Raw genomic sequence first — 16,404 nt, 5'->3', positions numbered from 1 at the left:
AAAGAAAAAGGAGTCAGACGATTTCTCATCTAACTCCTTGTTTTGTTTGGTGGCCCCTGCTGGACTTGAACCAGCGACCAAGCGATTATGAGTCGCCTGCTCTAACCACTGAGCTAAGGGGCCGTGGCGGTGAATTATAAAGTAACTCCTGCGCGCAATCCAGCCATAACCGTACGTATGCTGTTTTATTAAACAACGTATTTTCAATCCGTTATACTTTTCTCATGACGTATCGTTGTGAGGTATTCATGGTAAAAGATATTTTAGCGCCGGGGCTGCGGGTCGTGTTCTGCGGCATCAATCCGGGGCTCTCTTCTGCCGGGACGGGGTTTCCGTTTGCGCATCCGGCAAACCGTTTCTGGAAAGTGATTCATCAGGCCGGTTTTACCGATCGCCAACTCAAACCGGAAGAAGCAGAACACTTGCTGGATTTTCGCTGTGGTGTGACCAAACTGGTCGACAGACCGACGGTGCAGGCTAATGAGGTTTCGCGTAAAGAACTGCATGATGGTGGGCGTCAACTGATTGCCAAAATTGAAGATTATCAACCGCATGCCCTGGCGATATTAGGTAAGCAGGCGTTTGAACAAGGCTTCAGCCAGCGCGGCGTAGAGTGGGGAAAGCAGAGCATAACGATTGGCGCAACGCAGGTGTGGGTGTTGCCGAATACCAGCGGACTGAGCCGTATTACCCTGGATAAACTGGTGGAAGCCTTCAGGGAACTGGATGAGGCGCTGATCGTGCGCGGAATGTAAAAAAAACGCCACCGGGAAGGTGGCGTTTGCAGTTTATGTGACGGGATTAATCGTCCAGGAAGCTACGCAGGACTTCAGAACGGCTCGGGTGACGCAGTTTACGCAGTGCCTTCGCTTCGATCTGACGGATACGTTCGCGGGTCACGTCGAACTGTTTACCTACTTCTTCCAGCGTGTGGTCGGTGTTCATATCGATACCGAAACGCATACGCAGGACTTTCGCTTCACGCGCGGTCAAACCGGCCAGTACGTCGTGTGTTGCTGCACGCAGGCTTTCGGTGGTCGCAGAATCCAGCGGCAGCTCGAGGGTAGTATCCTCGATGAAATCACCCAGATGCGAATCTTCATCGTCACCGATCGGGGTTTCCATGGAGATCGGCTCTTTAGCGATCTTCAGCACTTTACGGATCTTGTCTTCCGGCATCAGCATGCGCTCGGCCAGCTCTTCCGGCGTCGGCTCGCGACCCATCTCTTGCAGCATCTGGCGAGAGATACGGTTGAGTTTGTTGATTGTCTCAATCATATGCACCGGAATACGGATGGTGCGTGCCTGATCCGCGATAGAGCGGGTGATCGCCTGACGGATCCACCAGGTTGCGTAGGTGGAGAACTTGTAACCACGACGGTATTCGAACTTATCAACCGCTTTCATCAGACCGATGTTGCCTTCCTGAATCAGATCCAGGAACTGCAGACCACGGTTGGTGTATTTCTTGGCGATAGAGATAACCAGACGTAAGTTGGCTTCAACCATCTCTTTCTTCGCACGACGCGCTTTCGCTTCGCCGATGGACATACGACGGTTGATGTCTTTGACCTGCTCGATAGTCAGGCCGGTCTCTTCTTCAATCTGTTGCAGTTTCTGCAGGCCACGGTGAACGTCATCGGTCACATCGTGCAGTTTTTCGGACCACGGTTTGTTCATCGCGATAGCCGCGTTGAACCAGGTTTCACTGGTTTCGTTGCCGGTGAACAGGGTGATGAAGTTCTTCTTCGGCATTTTGCACTGCTCAACGCAGAGCTTCATGATCAGACGTTCCTGGGTACGAACTCTGTCCATCATGACGCGCATGCTGTTCACCAGGTAGTCGAACTGCTTCGGCACCAGACGGAACTGCTTGAACACTTCAGACAGCTTCAGGATCTCGGCCTGAGCATCGGCGTGGCTACGACCTTTCGCTTTGATGGTGTCACGCGTGACTTCGTACTGCGTACGCAGTTCACCGAACTTCTCGCGCGCCAGCTCAGGGTCAATGCTGTTGTCGTCATCGCTGCTGTCGTCGTCTTCTTCCTCGTCTTCGTCCTCGTCGTCATCCAGGTCTTCCTGAGACAACTCAGAGCCAACGTGAGTGGCGGTCGGCGCCAAATCTTCTTCCGCGTTCGGATCGACAAAACCGGTGATCAGATCGGACAGACGGGCTTCTTCAGCCTCAACACGATCGTACTGCTCAAGCAGATAGGTAATGGCTTCTGGATATTCGGCAACGGAGCACTGAACCTGGTTGATCCCGTCTTCGATGCGTTTCGCAATATCGATTTCGCCTTCGCGGGTCAACAGTTCAACGGTACCCATTTCACGCATGTACATGCGAACCGGGTCAGTGGTACGACCGATTTCAGACTCTACGCTGGACAGAACTTGCGCGGCCGCTTCTTCCGCGTCTTCGTCGGTACTGGTGGTGTTTTCAGCAAGTAGCAGATCATCGGCATCCGGTGCTTCTTCCATCACCTGAATACCCATGTCGTTGATCATTTGGATGATATCTTCAATCTGATCTGAATCGACGATATCTTCCGGCAGATGGTCATTGACCTCGGCATAGGTCAGATAGCCTTGCTCCTTACCACGGGTGACAAGAAGCTTCAGCTGTGACTGCGGGTTTTGCTCCATAAGACGGTATCCACACTTAATTCGTTTGATTAGCGTCAGCAAGCCGTTGCTGCCAACATTTAAAGCGAGGGCGTACTTATATTTGTGCCGCTGCCTCTCAGTGCGGCTGTCGGGGGCTTCCCGATCGCTATTCGGCACTTAAGCCGTTAAATAGTTCATCCTTCAAGTTGTCTCTGCGCTAGCGGCGTTCTCTTGCTGCCTTGATACAACTCGAATGATTTTGTCTGCTTCAATTATTTCTTCGCCAGTTCCTGGTTCAATGTCCAGAGTTCCCGGCGTTCTTCGTTGCTTAAACCGTGTGTGCGCTCGCGGGCAATTAGCTCTTCCTGGCGCAGCTCAAGCATCGAATCAAACATATGGTTGAGTGAGTCGGTGAAGGTTTTTTCAGCAATATCCTTATCTGCTATATCGTCCCACATCGACAGTTTTTCAAGGGTGGCCGCATCATTTGTGCCACGATAGTGTTCTAAAAGCTGTCCGGTAGTCAGCCCGGGCTGGGACAAACACGTGTTGACCAGTTCGGCAAATAAACCAAGTCCGGGCAGTTTATTCTGATCCAGACCGCTTAACGGCGGCACCAGCGGCGCCAGTTCCGGATTTTGCACCAACAGTCCTATCAGTATACGCATGGTCGTGCGTTTTAGCTGCGGAGCGGGTCGGGAAGCCCCACTTTCAGACAATTTTGGCATCAATCGTTCAAGTTGGCTGTCATCCAGAATGCCAAGCTTGTTTCCCAATTCCTGGCGCAGATAAATGCGCAGCGTTTCACCCGGTACCTGTGTGATGAGCGGCAGCGCCAGCGTACTCAATTGCGCACGCCCGTCTGGAGTGCTCAGGTCCACCTGTGGCAGCAGGCTATTAAACAAAAACGCGGAGAGCGGCAGGGCCTGCTCCATCCGGGCTTCGAATGCCTCTTTCCCCTCTTTCCGCACCAGCGTATCGGGGTCTTCGCCATCAGGTAAAAACATAAAGCGTAGCTGACGACCATCTGTCATGTACGGCAAAGCGGTTTCCAGCGCGCGCCAGGCGGCGTCTCGTCCTGCCCGGTCACCGTCATAACAGCATATGACGTTGTTCGTGGCGCGGAACAGGAGCTGGATATGATCGGCGGTGGTTGAAGTACCCAGCGAAGCCACGGCATAGTTAATGCCATACTGCGCCAGCGCCACCACATCCATATAGCCTTCCACTACTAACAGACGTTGCGGATCGGCGTTATCCTGCTGCGCTTCATAAAGGCCATACAGTTGGCGACCCTTATGGAAAATATCGGTTTCCGGAGAGTTAAGGTACTTCGGCAGGGCATCACCCAGCACACGACCACCAAAACCTATCACCCGACCACGCTTGTCGCGGATGGGGAACATCACCCGTTCGCGGAAGCGATCGTAACTGCGTCCCTGATCGTTGGTGACCAACATGCCCGCATCCACCAGTGACTGGCGATTTTCGCTATTGCCGCCAAACCGTTTCAGGACGTTGTCCCAACCGGGGGGCGCAAAGCCAATAGCAAAACGCGCGATCACTTCACTACTGAGTCCTCGCTTTTCCAGATACTGGCGCGCAGGGGTAGCGGCGGGTTGCATCAGAGATTGCTGATAAAACGTATTCAGGCCATCCATCAGTTGATAAAGGCTTTGCCGTTGATGGCGCTCTATCTGGCTGGGACCTGTGCCTGCTTCAAACGGGACGTCAAGATTATGCATGGCCGCCAGTTCTTCGACGGTTTCCACGAACTCGAGCTTGTCGTAGTTCATCAGGAAGTCGATGACGTTGCCGTGCGCGCCGCATCCGAAGCAGTGATAAAACTGTTTTTCACCGTTTACGGTGAAAGAGGGGGTTTTTTCGTTATGGAACGGACAGCACGCATGATAATTCTTGCCCTGCTTTTTCAGCTTTACCCGCGCGTCGATGAGATCGACGATGTCGGTTCGTGCCAGCAGGTCATTGATAAATACGCGTGGGATTCGTCCAGCCATATGCCCCGTTTATTTTTTATGACTCATATACACAAAATCATTCAGGTTGCATCAAGGCGGCAAAAGAGCGAATCCTCAGGAACGTACATCAGTACGTGACTGGGGGGAGCGAGCGCAGAGGCAGCTTGAATGATGACGTATATAAACGAAAATAAGCCGCGCATTCCTTTCGGAAGCACGGCCTTACAACTACAACTCGGTCTGAATCGAGAGCCTCAGCCCCCGACAGAGATTAGTACAGACGAGTGCGGCGTGCGTTTTCGCGAGCCAGTTTCTTCGCGTGACGTTTCACAGCAGAAGCTTTAGCGCGTTTACGTTCGGTAGTCGGTTTTTCATAGAACTCACGACGACGAACTTCCGCCAGAACGCCTGCTTTCTCGCAGGAACGCTTGAAGCGACGCAGTGCTACGTCGAACGGCTCGTTTTCACGTACTTTAATTACCGGCATGTAACTCTCACCTTTAATAAATTCGGTTTGCCGCTGGCATCAGCGCCAGCTTATTTCAAAATGGTGCGGAATTTTACTGCAATTGCTGCTGCTTTGTAAAGCACCGATGCGATTTTGAAAGGGACTTTTATAAGGGGGGAGAGTATACACGAAATCGGGAGTGAGGGTATACATCTCCCCGCATTCGACCTACACTGCGCGGTAATAAAGTGAGGTAGAAACAAGTCATGCGTGTACTGGGAATTGAAACATCCTGCGATGAAACCGGCATCGCCATTTACGACGACGAAAAAGGTCTGTTAGCCAACCAATTGTATAGTCAGGTGAAATTACATGCTGACTACGGCGGGGTCGTGCCTGAACTGGCCTCCCGCGATCATGTCCGCAAAACGGTGCCGTTGATCCAGGCGGCGCTGAAAGAGGCGGGACTGAGTGCAAAAGAGATTGATGCGGTGGCGTATACCGCAGGACCGGGTCTGGTTGGCGCGCTGCTGGTCGGTGCAACCGTTGGTCGTTCTCTGGCGTTTGCGTGGAATGTGCCCGCTATCCCCGTACACCACATGGAAGGACATCTGCTGGCGCCAATGCTGGAAGATAACCCGCCGGAATTCCCCTTCGTGGCGCTGTTGGTGTCGGGGGGACATACCCAGCTTATCAGCGTGACTGGTGTCGGACAGTATGAACTGCTGGGTGAGTCGATTGATGATGCCGCCGGTGAAGCGTTCGATAAAACCGCCAAACTGCTGGGGCTTGACTATCCAGGCGGTCCGATGCTGTCGAAAATGGCGTCGCAGGGCACCGCTGGACGTTTTGTTTTCCCACGGCCCATGACCGATCGCCCGGGGCTGGATTTCAGCTTCTCAGGGCTGAAAACCTTTGCGGCGAATACTATCCGCAATAACGGCGGCGATGATCAAACCCGTGCTGATATCGCCCGGGCGTTTGAAGACGCGGTGGTGGATACGCTGATGATCAAGTGTAAACGTGCGCTGGATCAGACCGGCTTTAAGCGTCTGGTGATGGCAGGCGGCGTCAGCGCCAACCGCACGCTGCGCGCGAAGCTGGCGGAGATGATGCAAAAACGTCGTGGTGAGGTGTTTTATGCCCGTCCGGAATTTTGCACCGATAACGGGGCGATGATTGCCTATGCCGGTATGGTGCGCTTTAAAGCGGGCGCTACGGCGGATCTCGGCGTGACCGTGCGTCCACGCTGGCCGTTGGCGGAACTGCCAGCAGCTTAAGTAGGGTTTGTCCTGCCCGGTGGCGCTACGCTTACCGGGCCTACGAATCTATTCTCTGCATTTACCGGATCGACAAGACCGCAGGCCGGGTCAGGCGAAGCCGCCACTCAGCAATACACCGCACTACATCCGCAACATTCCTCTGTCTTCCAGAAACGCAATAATCGTCGCCAGACCGTCACCCGATTTCAAATTGGTAAATGTCCACGGGCGCTCGCCGCGCATGCGCAACGTATCGCGCTCCATCACCTCCAGCGACGCGCCGACATAGGGGGCGAGATCGGTTTTGTTGATCACCAGGAAATCCGATTTGGTGATCCCTGGTCCGCCCTTGCGCGGGATCTTTTCCCCTTCGGCGACGTCGATCACATAGATCGTCAGATCCGCCAGCTCCGGGCTGAAGGTAGCACTCAGGTTGTCGCCGCCGCTCTCGACAAAAATCAAATCCAGATTGCCAAATTTTTCGCTTAATGCTTCCACCGCAGCCAGATTCATCGAGGCGTCTTCGCGGATGGCGGTGTGCGGACAGCCGCCGGTTTCTACACCGACAATACGTTCCGGCGCCAGTGCGCCCGCTTCGGTGAGAATCCGCTGATCCTCTTTGGTGTAGATATCGTTGGTGACCACCGCCAGTTGCCAGCGATCGCGCATTGCTTTGCATAACGCTTCCAGCAGGGCGGTTTTACCGGAACCGACCGGGCCGCCTACGCCAACGCGCAGGGGATGTTTGTACTCACTCATTGTCTCTCCTCAGGAGCGAAATAAACGGCAATATTGGGTTTCATGGCGTGCAGAGGCGATGGCCGCCAGCGGCGTGGCGGAACCCAGACGGTCGTCCGGACACGCCAGCGCTTGCGCCATGCCTTTGGCGTATTGCGCGCAAAGTGAAATAATCAGCCGTTGCGCGGCCTGTTGGCCAAACGGCACCAGCTTGACGCCGGCCATCACGGCGCTCTCGATCCAGCTGTAGCCGAGCGTTAACGCCAGGTCATGCAGCGGAATGCGCCACTGCACGCCGAGCCAGGCCATACCGCAGAGCTGACTGTCGGCAAAACGTGCGCGCCATTGCTGCGGGCACTCTGGCTGCCAGTCGACCACCAGTCGGGTGAACGCGACACCCCGGCTACGTTCTTCTTCCCGCAGCTCGCGGGTTTCCCTGCAGGCCAGCAGATACGCGGTCCAGCGGCGTGCGGCGTCAATATCATCCTGCTCACAGGCGTGATACAGACGGGCAAACAGCGGCAGGTCGACGGTGAAAACGTTATTTTCCATCTGTCGGGTTTGCCAGCATTCGAAGGTGTCCACGCTGTTCACCCAGCCGGTTTCAACCGCCCACTCCAGCCCCTGGGACCAGGTAAACGAGCCCACCGGCAGGCTGCTGCTGGCGAGTTGTAGCAAACGCAACTGCTGTTGTGCGTCACGCATCAGTGCGCATGGCTGTGGTGATGGCCGTGGGATTCACCGGCATACGCCCCGGCCTCGGGCTCAAACGGCAGATGGGCAAAGGTCACCTCTAACCTGAACTGGCGCAGCATGGTGTCCAGAACGTGATCGTGGTGATAGCGCAGTTCGTCCGGCAAAATTTGCAATGGGACGTGACGGTTGCCGAGGTGGTAGCAGGCTTTCGCGAGCAGGAACGGATCGGTGCAACGCACCACCGATACCGCTTCGCTGGCAGCGATAATTTCTACCACCTCCGTGCCATCTTCAGTGCTCAGGCAATCACCGCCGCGCAGCAGCAAGCCTCGGGGCAGCATCAGCCCCGCCTCGCGCCCGTCATTGAGCTGTACTTTCGCCCGGCTCTTCACGCGGATATCAATCGGCAGCGTCAGCGTGGCGGTGATGTGCGCTGGGGTGTCAACGCGTTGCGTCAATAACAGCATCTCGGCTCCTCAAAATAAAAAGTAACGTTGCGCCATCGGCAGAACGTCAGCGGGGTCGCTGGTAATGAGTTCGCCGTCGATGCGGACCTCGTAGGTCTGGGCATCCACGGTGATAGTCGGTTGCAGGCTGTTGTGGATCATGTCGGCTTTTTTCACCGTCCGGCAGCCTTTCACCACGGCGGTTTGGCTTTGCAAATTGAGCTGCTGTGCGACACCGTTTTCCACCGCCGCCTGCGACAGAAAGGTCAGCCGGGAATGATGACGCGCCGCGCCGAGCGCGCCAAACATCATGCGGTAATGCACCGGTTGCGGCGTGGGGATGGAAGCATTGATGTCCCCCATTGGTGCGCAGGCGATCATGCCGCCTTTCACGATCGTTGCAGGCTTCACGCCGAAAAAGGCCGGTGACCAGAGCACCAGATCCGCCAGCTTTCCGGCTTCAATGGAGCCGACTTCGTGAGCGATACCGTGGGTCAGTGCCGGGTTAATGGTGTACTTGGCGATATAGCGCTTCACGCGCAGATTATCGTTCTCCCCCGTCTCCTCGGCCAAGGGACCGCGCTGAACCTTCATCCGGTGCGCCACCTGCCAGGTGCGCAGGATCACTTCTCCCACGCGCCCCATCGCCTGTGAATCCGATGAGGTCAGAGAAAACGCGCCAATATCGTGTAACACATCTTCGGCGGCGATGGTCTCCCGACGGATCCGTGATTCGGCAAAGGCCACGTCTTCGGCAATATCCGGATCGAGGTGGTGGCAAACCATCAGCATGTCGAGGTGTTCATCAATGGTATTGACGGTATAGGGCAGCGTCGGGTTAGTGGAGGAGGGCAGGATATTCGGGTGCGCGCAGGCGGTGATGATATCTGGCGCATGCCCGCCGCCGGCCCCTTCGGTGTGAAAGGTGTGGATGGTACGATCGCCAATCGCCGCCAGCGTATCTTCGACAAAGCCTGACTCGTTCAGAGTATCGCTGTGCAGCGCCACCTGAATGTCCATCTCATCGGCCACGGTTAGCGCACAGTCGATAGCCGCAGGCGTCGCGCCCCAGTCTTCGTGAATTTTCAGGCCGATGGCACCGGCGGCAACCTGCTCGCGCAGTGCATTGGGGTGGGAGCCATTGCCTTTGCCCAGCAGACCGATATTGACGGGCAGCGTATCCGCCGCCTGTAGCATCCGGGCGATGTACCACGGCCCCGGCGTGCAGGTGGTGGCGTTGGTGCCGGCTGCCGGTCCGGTACCGCCGCCAATCATTGTCGTCACGCCGGAGACCAGCGCCTCTTCCGCCTGTTGCGGGCAGATCCAGTGAATATGGGTATCCACGCCGCCTGCGGTCACGATCTTGCCTTCACCGGCGATCGCTTCGGTGGCGACGCCGATCGGGATCGTTACGTCAGGCTGAATATCCGGATTCCCGGCTTTGCCGATGGCAAAGATCCTGCCGTCTTTAATGCCGATATCCGCTTTGATGATCCCCCAGTGATCGACGATCAGCGCGTTGGTGATCACCAGGTCCACGCATTCCTGAGACGGCATCTGTCCCTGGCCCATGCCATCGCGGATCACTTTGCCGCCGCCGAATTTCACCTCTTCGCCATAGGTGGTGAGGTCGTTTTCCACTTCGATCCACAGATCCGTGTCCGCCAGACGCACTTTATCGCCGGTGGTCGGGCCGAACATGTCGGCGTAAGCCTGCCGGGAAATCTCAGCCATGCTTCACCTCCAGCGCACCCATGACGTCGCCGCGAAAGCCAACAATACGCTGTGCGCCCGCCACTCGAACCAGTTCGACTTCTCGCTTTTGGCCCGGTTCAAAACGTACCGCCGTTCCCGCCGGAATATTCAGCCGAAAACCCAGCGCGGATTCGCGGGAAAAGCGGAGCGCCGGGTTGACCTCGTAAAAGTGGTAGTGCGATCCCACCTGAATAGGGCGATCGCCATGGTTTTCTATCACGATCGTGCGCGTTTCGCGCCCTGCGTTGATCGCAATGTTTCCCGTTGCGATCCGGTATTCGCCTGGAATCATGGGTTCTCCTTAGACGATCGGGCTGTGAACGGTGACCAGCTTCGAACCGTCCGGAAAGGTCGCTTCCACCTGGATGTCCGGGATCATTTCCGGAACGCCTTCTATCACCTGCTCACGGTTCAGAACGTGGCGGCCATCTTCCATCAACGAGGCGACGCTTTTACCGTCGCGCGCGCCTTCCATGATGAATGCGCTGATGAGCGCCACCGATTCCGGGTAGTTCAGTTTCAGACCCCGCGCCAGTCGGCGTTCTGCGACCAGCGCGGCGGTAAAGAGCAACAGTTTGTCTTTTTCTCTGGGGGTCAGTTCCATAAGCGTCTCTCAGGTTTGCCAGATGCGCGGCAGGTGCGGTGGCTTTTGGGTTAACAGCGGGCGTAAAAACTGCCAGATTTCGCGCATGACGCGCTGAACAATCAGGTTGTCGTCAGCCAGAAAACGAACCGTCAGCAGTGAGTCGACGAGCGTTGCCCCGGCATAATCACCGAGCGGAGCAAGACGTTCCCGCGCACCGTCGAGCATCTGTTCCGTAGCCGGATAGCAGAGCAGGGTACCGCACCACGGCTGGCTGGCGATGGCCGAGAGATCCCCATCCCTCAGCGTCAGGCGTTCAATGAGCAGCGGCTGCCCGTCGCGCCAGATCTCCAGACGGTTATGCAGCGTGCCGTGGCTGAACGTTTCTTGCATAACCGGTCTCCCGAGGCAGAGCAGATCCCAGCCCAGCAGGCGGCTTTCAGCGGTGAGATGAAATACGGAGCGGAGGCTGGCGTTAGCGCCGGGGAACAGGATCGTATCCTGCGGCAGCCATTCCAGCGTCGCGTTTGGGGCCAGCGTGAACGTCTGATGCAGGCACGCCTGTGGGCCTGCGCTACGATAAAACTTACCCGCGCCGGGCATGGTGATTAATACGTGACTGTCTTCGTCCAGCGTGACGGAAATGTGCAGCTCATCACCGCCGACAATTCCGCCGGGTGGGTGGAGTAAATAGAGGTGGCAAACATCGTCTTGCGGATAAAATGGCCGTTGAACCGTCAGGGGACCGACGTGGCGTGCGCGGGTGAGCACCGTTTTGTGCGCGGTATGGCTAAACCGCAGGTCGAGTTCGGCCTGCCAGCCCCGTGTCGGTGTCTTGTGCGCAAGGGTTTCCAGAGCGTTTCCCTTCTCAGCGTGAGGGTGTTTGCATAGCAAAAAGTATGCCTCAGCGCGGCGGGAAAACGGTCATATGAGACGCTTATGGAAAAAAGGGGCGACAGCCCTGCCGCCCCAACGGGGTTAAAGCAAAACGAGAGGCATCCAGATAAGCCCGGTCGCCAGCAGCAGCACCAGGAAAATCAGGCCGAAAATTGCCCCCAGCCGCCAGTAATCCACGGTCGGCAGATAACCGCTGCCATAGTAGATAGGGCTTGGTCCGGTCGCATACGGAGTGAGAATGCTGCCCAGACCAATAGCCGCACCGACCATCAGGCAGAAGACCGGTAAGGGAATTTCCGGCATCGCCAGCGCGGCGGCGATCATCATCGGTGCCAGCGCGGACGTATACGCCGTGGCGCTGGCAAAGAAGTAACGCAACAGCCAGAACACCACAATCAGCGCGATCATCACCATCACCGGTGAGTAGCCGCTCAATCCGCTGGCCAGCAGTTTGCCAAACCAGGTGATAAAGCCGGTGTTGTTCAGTCCGGTTGCGAGGGTGATAAGCGAGGCCAGCCAGAAGAAGACGTTCCACGCCGATTTATTACTGACGATGTCATCCCAGGAGATGATGCGCAGCACCAGCATCAGGGCAACGACGCTGTAACCGACCATCGCGGCATCGATGTAGTCCCCACCGAAGATCCACAGCACCAGGGCGCCTACCATCAGCACCAGCATCTTTTTCTCACGTGAGCAGAGCGGCCCCATCTCTTTGAGTTCCGATTCCGCCCAGCGTGGCACCTGATCGCCCGACTTCAGCACGGGCGGATATAGCACATAGGCGAGCCACGGCACCAACAGAACCAGCAGAATGCTCAGCGGCAGCATGCCTAAGAACCAGTCGCCCCAGCTCAGCGCCGTATGGGACGCGGTCTTCATCAGACCAATTAGCAGCAGGTTCGGTGCCATCGCCGTCAGGAAAATGGCGCTGGTCACGCAGTCGGCGGTGATCCCCATCCACATAATATAAGAACCAATGGAACGGGCGCTGGGATCGTTGGGTTTTGAGTTATAGAGCGGCGGCAGGTTGCGGATAATGGGGTAGATGATCCCTGCGCCGCGTGCGGAGTTAGACGGTGTAACGGGAGCAAGAATCAGCTCGGAGAACATCACCGCGTAGCCGAGAAACAGCGTGCGGTGCCCCATTTTTTTCACTAGCATCAGCGCGATACGCCGCCCGAGGCCGGTTTTTTCATAGCCGGTGCCAAACATGAAGGCGGCGAAAATCAACCAGATCACCGAGTTAGAAAAACCAGAAACTGCCCACGACAGCGCTTTGGACGTAAATTTGAATCCGTCCTGGGCGAGTTGTTCGGGGCTGAACAAAAGCCACGGCGAGAGAACCGCGATAATTGATATCCCAATCATCGCCACGACTGCGCCGGGTACCGGTTCCAGAATGAGTCCCACGATAACCCCGGTAAAGACCGCAAAGTAGAGCCAGGTGTGGCTCTCAAGACCGGTGGGGACGGGCAAAACAGCAATAATGGCGATGACCACCAGCGGAGCCAGATATCGCCACCAACCAGATAAAGGTGCCATTGTCGTATCCCTGCGAAAGAGGGAGAGGCACAGGCCTCTCCGGAAGGGTTATTTGATGTAATGCACGTGTTCGCAGATTTCGTCGACGATGGGACCGCGACGTTCGGCGAACTGTTTTTTGTTTTCGGCGATCAGGTTGTTGCCGTGGGTGTCGATAGAGACAATCAGCGGACCGAACTCTTTCACCCGGCAAACCCACAGCGATTCCGGCATACCGAGCTCCATCCAGTGCACTTCTTCGATCTCTTCCACTTGAGTGGCTGCCAGCACCGCGCAGCCTGCCGGGAAGATCACGTGTAGCGCCTTGAACTTCTGGCAACCTTCTTCCGTTAGCGGCCCCATGCCGCCTTTACCCACCACCAGTTTGACACCCGTCTGCTCAATGAACTCTTTTTCAAAGGCTTCCATGCGCATGCTGGTGGTGGGGCCGACGGAGACCATCTCCCATTTTTCACCGTTCTTACGCACGATCGGTCCGGCATGGAAAATCGCTTTACCGTTGAGGTCGTAGGGGATCGGGCGCTTTAGTTCGATCAGGCGGCGGTGGCAGACGTCGCGGCAGGTCACCAGCGTACCGGTCAGATAGATCACATCGCCAACGCGGATGTCTTCCAGGTCTTCGGCTTTGATCGGGGTTGTGAGGATCTTTTTCATAACGCGCTCCGGGTGTGAGACAGGTTTTCGAAGGAGAGGTCAGAATGGACCAGCAGCGTACCGCGACGGTGCGCCCAGCAGCCGGTAGAGACAGCGACGCCAATGGTCGACGGGTGACGCGCGGCGGATTCAATATGCACGCCCATCACCGAACTGTTGCCGGTGAGCCCCTGCGGGCCAATGCCCAGCCGGTTCAACCCTTCTTCCAGACGCAATTCAAGCTCTGCCGCTTTGGGGTTCGGATGGCGGGTGCCGATCGGACGCAGTACCGCTTTACGGGACAGCACGGCGGCGGTTTCAACGGAGGTGGCGATCCCCACACCGACCAGCACCGGCGGGCAGGCGTTGACGGCCAGCGTCGAGATGTTTTCAAAGACGAACTTCACCACGCCTTCGTAGCCTTCGGAAGGCATCAGCACTTTGGAGCGCCCCGGCAACGTGCAGCCGCCGCCGGCCATGTAAACTTCAATTTCCGCGTCTTCGCCATCAGGGACAATGTCCCATGTCACCCACGGTACGCCGCTACCGGTGTTTTTACCGGTATTCACTTCGTCAAAAATTTCTACTGCGTTGTGGCGCAGCGGCGCTTTCACCGTGGCGTCTTCCACCGCTTGCTTGAGAATGCTTTGCAACTCACCCAATAGCGGGAAACGGGAGCCGACCTTCACGAAGAACATGATCTCACCGGTGTCCTGGCAGGCCGGACGGTTAAGATCGATAGCCTTCTGCATGTTGTCGAACATCGTGTGGTAGATGATTTGCCCCATCTTTGAGGTTTCGGCATCCCGTAGCTGTTTTAATTTGTCCACCACATCGTCGGGCATGCGCGTGGAAATCATGGCGGTAAAATTGGCGACTATTTCCGTCAGCGTATTAACCGCATTTTGATTATTTTGATTGCTCATCATGTCAACTCCAGTTCTTTTATTTGTCTGGAAATAAATTCTCCCTCACAAACTACCATTGAATGTGTGGTTTTATATTATTTGCCACTGTGTATATGCAATTAACAGTTCGTGAATGATGCTGAAGAAAGATGATGAAAATTGAGCAAAGGCAGAGATTAACCTTAGATTGCGAATTACACTTCAGGTATCAATTATCATGGACACCCCGAAAAATGCTCAAAAACTGGCCCTTAGCCAAAGACCTTCAGGTGCTGGTGGAAATCGTCCATACGGGCAGTTTTAGCGCCGCAGCATGCGCCCTCGGACAAACGCCTGCCTTTGTGACGAAGCGGATCCAGATTCTGGAAACTACGCTCGGCACTACGCTGCTTAACCGCTCGGCGCGCGGGGTGGCGCTGACGGAAAGCGGTCAGCGTTGTTACGAACAGGCGCTGGTGATCCTGACGCAATATCAGCGCTTGATTGATGATGTGACGCAAATCAAAACGCGCCCGGAAGGGATGATTCGTATTGGCTGTAGCTTCGGATTTGGCCGCAGTCATATTGCACCTGCGATTACCGAATTGATGCGCAATTATCCTGAGTTACAGGTCCATTTTGAACTCTTCGATCGGCAAATTGATTTGGTTCAGGATAATATCGATCTCGATATTCGTATTAACGATGAGATCCCGGATTATTATATTGCGCATTTGTTAACAAAGAATAAAAGAATATTGTGTGCCTCCCCAGAATATTTACAAAAATATCCTGAACCCAAAACCTTGCAGGAATTAAGTCACCATGATTGCCTGGTGACAAAAGAGCGTGACATGACGCACGGAATATGGGAACTGGGAAATGGCACGACGAAAAAATCGGTCAAAGTGAGCGGGCATCTCTCTTCCAACAGCGGTGAAGTCGTTCTGCAATGGGCGCTGGAAGGCAAAGGCATCATGTTGCGTTCAGAGTGGGATGTGCAGCCGTTTCTGGTAAGCGGCAAACTGGTGCGAGTGTTGCCGGAATATGCGCAGAGCGCCAACATCTGGGCGGTATATCAGGAACCACTGTACCGCAGCGTGAAGCTCAGAGTCTGTGTGGAGTTTCTGGCAGCATGGTGCCAGCAGCGCTTAGGCAAGCCGGACGAGGGCTATCAGGTGCTGTAGGCCGGGCTGGACAACGCCATTTCCGGCCAACTTCACTCGGGATCTTTCTCGCGTCTCTTGCGCAGTTTGGTCCAGATTTTCGTTTCCTGGCGGCGCCACAGGCGCTGGATGTTGTCATGATGGCGCAGCAAAATCAGGCACGACAGCATGGAGACCGGGAAGGTGAACTGCGGTTTGAACCACCAGACATAGAACGGGGCAATCAGCGCGCTGACGATCGCTCCCAGCGATGAATAGCCGCTTAACAGAACGGTGAGCAACCAGGTGCCCGCCATTACGCCGGTGAGATCCCAACCGATAGGCGCGATAGCGCCAAAGGCTGTTGCCACGCCTTTTCCTCCTTTGAAGCCAAAGAAGACTGGCCAGATATGCCCCAGACAGGCGGCGATGGCGATAAGACCCAACCAGAACGGGCTAACGCCCAGCGCATACGCGCCCCAGACGGGCAACATCCCTTTCAGGACGTCGAAAATCAGGACCGCTGCGGCTGCTCCCTTGCCACCGATTCGTAACACATTGGTCGCGCCAGGGTTGCCGGAGCCGCTGCTACGCGGATCGGGCAAGCCAGCAATGCGGCAGACCAGAATGGCACTGGAAATGGAGCCGCAGAGGTACGCGAAGAGGATCATTCCAGGCGCGATTGCACTCATAAGCTGTTCCGTTTTGAAAATGTCGTGTAAAACGCTACTTCTGTGGATAATACGCATATTTCGCCGGAAGTGGTATCCGGGTTAGCCAAAA

At 55.9% G+C, this 16,404-nt stretch carries 17 protein-coding genes and 1 tRNA gene; 3 read left to right on the top strand and 15 right to left on the bottom strand.

Annotated elements, in window-relative coordinates; all coding sequences use genetic code 11:
- Positions 1-47: 47 nt before the first annotated feature.
- Positions 48-123, bottom strand: a tRNA-Ile gene (locus JTI98_RS01845).
- A 125-nt stretch (positions 124-248) separates the two neighbouring features.
- Here JTI98_RS01845 and mug point away from each other — a divergent pair.
- The gene (gene mug, locus JTI98_RS01840) at positions 249-755 is read left to right on the top strand and encodes a G/U mismatch-specific DNA glycosylase (protein ID WP_042998198.1); all 507 of its coding nucleotides are present in this window, start codon (positions 249-251) and stop codon (positions 753-755) included.
- A 46-nt stretch (positions 756-801) separates the two neighbouring features.
- Here mug and rpoD read toward each other — a convergent pair whose 3' ends face one another.
- The 3 genes from rpoD to rpsU form a co-directional block, all read right to left on the bottom strand.
- Entirely contained in the window at positions 802-2,646 is a 1,845-nt protein-coding gene (gene rpoD / locus JTI98_RS01835) for an RNA polymerase sigma factor RpoD (protein ID WP_216081863.1), read from the bottom strand.
- A gap of 233 nt (positions 2,647-2,879) precedes the next feature.
- Entirely contained in the window at positions 2,880-4,625 is a 1,746-nt protein-coding gene (gene dnaG, locus JTI98_RS01830; RefSeq protein WP_044265580.1) for a DNA primase, read from the bottom strand.
- Between the two features lie 232 nt (positions 4,626-4,857).
- Positions 4,858-5,073 carry a 30S ribosomal protein S21 gene (gene rpsU, locus JTI98_RS01825; protein ID WP_001144069.1) on the bottom strand — a complete coding sequence of 72 codons (216 nt, stop codon included), beginning with the start codon at positions 5,071-5,073 and terminating at the stop codon, positions 4,858-4,860.
- Positions 5,074-5,300: 227 nt separating this feature from the next.
- Between rpsU and tsaD the strand changes: the two genes are divergently transcribed.
- The gene (gene tsaD / locus JTI98_RS01820; protein WP_042998195.1) at positions 5,301-6,314 is read left to right on the top strand and encodes a tRNA (adenosine(37)-N6)-threonylcarbamoyltransferase complex transferase subunit TsaD; all 1,014 of its coding nucleotides are present in this window, start codon (positions 5,301-5,303) and stop codon (positions 6,312-6,314) included.
- Between the two features lie 123 nt (positions 6,315-6,437).
- Here tsaD and ureG read toward each other — a convergent pair whose 3' ends face one another.
- The 10 genes from ureG to ttdA all read right to left on the bottom strand — a co-directional run bounded on the left by ureG (position 6,438) and on the right by ttdA (position 14,518).
- Positions 6,438-7,055, bottom strand: coding sequence for an urease accessory protein UreG (ureG, locus tag JTI98_RS01815; protein WP_044255783.1), 618 nt, complete (start codon positions 7,053-7,055; stop codon positions 6,438-6,440).
- A gap of 9 nt (positions 7,056-7,064) precedes the next feature.
- On the bottom strand, positions 7,065-7,739 hold the full coding sequence (locus JTI98_RS01810) for an urease accessory protein UreF (RefSeq protein WP_042998194.1): 675 nt from the start codon (positions 7,737-7,739) through the stop codon (positions 7,065-7,067).
- Entirely contained in the window at positions 7,739-8,197 is a 459-nt protein-coding gene (gene ureE, locus JTI98_RS01805) for an urease accessory protein UreE (protein ID WP_042998193.1), read from the bottom strand. The genes JTI98_RS01810 and ureE overlap by 1 nt, the downstream gene beginning before the upstream one ends.
- 9 nt (positions 8,198-8,206) lie before the next feature.
- Positions 8,207-9,910 (bottom strand): urease subunit alpha, encoded by a 1,704-nt coding sequence (gene ureC / locus JTI98_RS01800; protein ID WP_216081862.1) that lies wholly within the window; start codon positions 9,908-9,910, stop codon positions 8,207-8,209.
- The gene (locus tag JTI98_RS01795) at positions 9,903-10,223 is read right to left on the bottom strand and encodes an urease subunit beta (RefSeq protein ID WP_216081861.1); all 321 of its coding nucleotides are present in this window, start codon (positions 10,221-10,223) and stop codon (positions 9,903-9,905) included. The genes ureC and JTI98_RS01795 overlap by 8 nt, the downstream gene beginning before the upstream one ends.
- Before the next feature lie 9 nt (positions 10,224-10,232).
- Positions 10,233-10,535: an urease subunit gamma gene (locus JTI98_RS01790; RefSeq protein WP_216081860.1), complete on the bottom strand. Its 303-nt coding sequence runs from the start codon at positions 10,533-10,535 to the stop codon at positions 10,233-10,235.
- A gap of 9 nt (positions 10,536-10,544) precedes the next feature.
- On the bottom strand, positions 10,545-11,369 hold the full coding sequence (locus tag JTI98_RS01785) for an urease accessory protein UreD (protein ID WP_252869630.1): 825 nt from the start codon (positions 11,367-11,369) through the stop codon (positions 10,545-10,547).
- 123 nt (positions 11,370-11,492) lie between these two features.
- Positions 11,493-12,956, bottom strand: a complete 1,464-nt coding sequence (locus tag JTI98_RS01780) for an anion permease (RefSeq protein WP_042998189.1) — start codon at positions 12,954-12,956, stop codon at positions 11,493-11,495.
- Between the two features lie 48 nt (positions 12,957-13,004).
- Positions 13,005-13,610, bottom strand: coding sequence for a L(+)-tartrate dehydratase subunit beta (gene ttdB / locus JTI98_RS01775; RefSeq protein WP_042324302.1), 606 nt, complete (start codon positions 13,608-13,610; stop codon positions 13,005-13,007).
- The gene (ttdA, locus tag JTI98_RS01770; RefSeq protein ID WP_086512708.1) at positions 13,607-14,518 is read right to left on the bottom strand and encodes a L(+)-tartrate dehydratase subunit alpha; all 912 of its coding nucleotides are present in this window, start codon (positions 14,516-14,518) and stop codon (positions 13,607-13,609) included. Before ttdA ends, ttdB begins: the two co-directional genes overlap by 4 nt.
- A gap of 212 nt (positions 14,519-14,730) precedes the next feature.
- On the opposite strand from ttdA, the gene JTI98_RS01765 reads away from it, so the two are divergent.
- Positions 14,731-15,663: a LysR family transcriptional regulator gene (locus tag JTI98_RS01765; protein ID WP_042998188.1), complete on the top strand. Its 933-nt coding sequence runs from the start codon at positions 14,731-14,733 to the stop codon at positions 15,661-15,663.
- 32 nt (positions 15,664-15,695) lie between these two features.
- Here JTI98_RS01765 and plsY read toward each other — a convergent pair whose 3' ends face one another.
- Positions 15,696-16,313 carry a glycerol-3-phosphate 1-O-acyltransferase PlsY gene (gene plsY / locus JTI98_RS01760; RefSeq protein WP_042998187.1) on the bottom strand — a complete coding sequence of 206 codons (618 nt, stop codon included), beginning with the start codon at positions 16,311-16,313 and terminating at the stop codon, positions 15,696-15,698.
- Positions 16,314-16,404: the final 91 nt, after the last annotated feature.

The organism is Citrobacter sp. MGH 55 (assembly GCF_016906145.1).
Taxonomy (GTDB): Bacteria; Pseudomonadota; Gammaproteobacteria; order Enterobacterales; family Enterobacteriaceae; genus Citrobacter_A; species Citrobacter_A amalonaticus.
The sequence above is the reverse complement of the archived record's forward strand: the minus strand, read 5'-3'. Positions and strand labels throughout refer to the sequence as shown.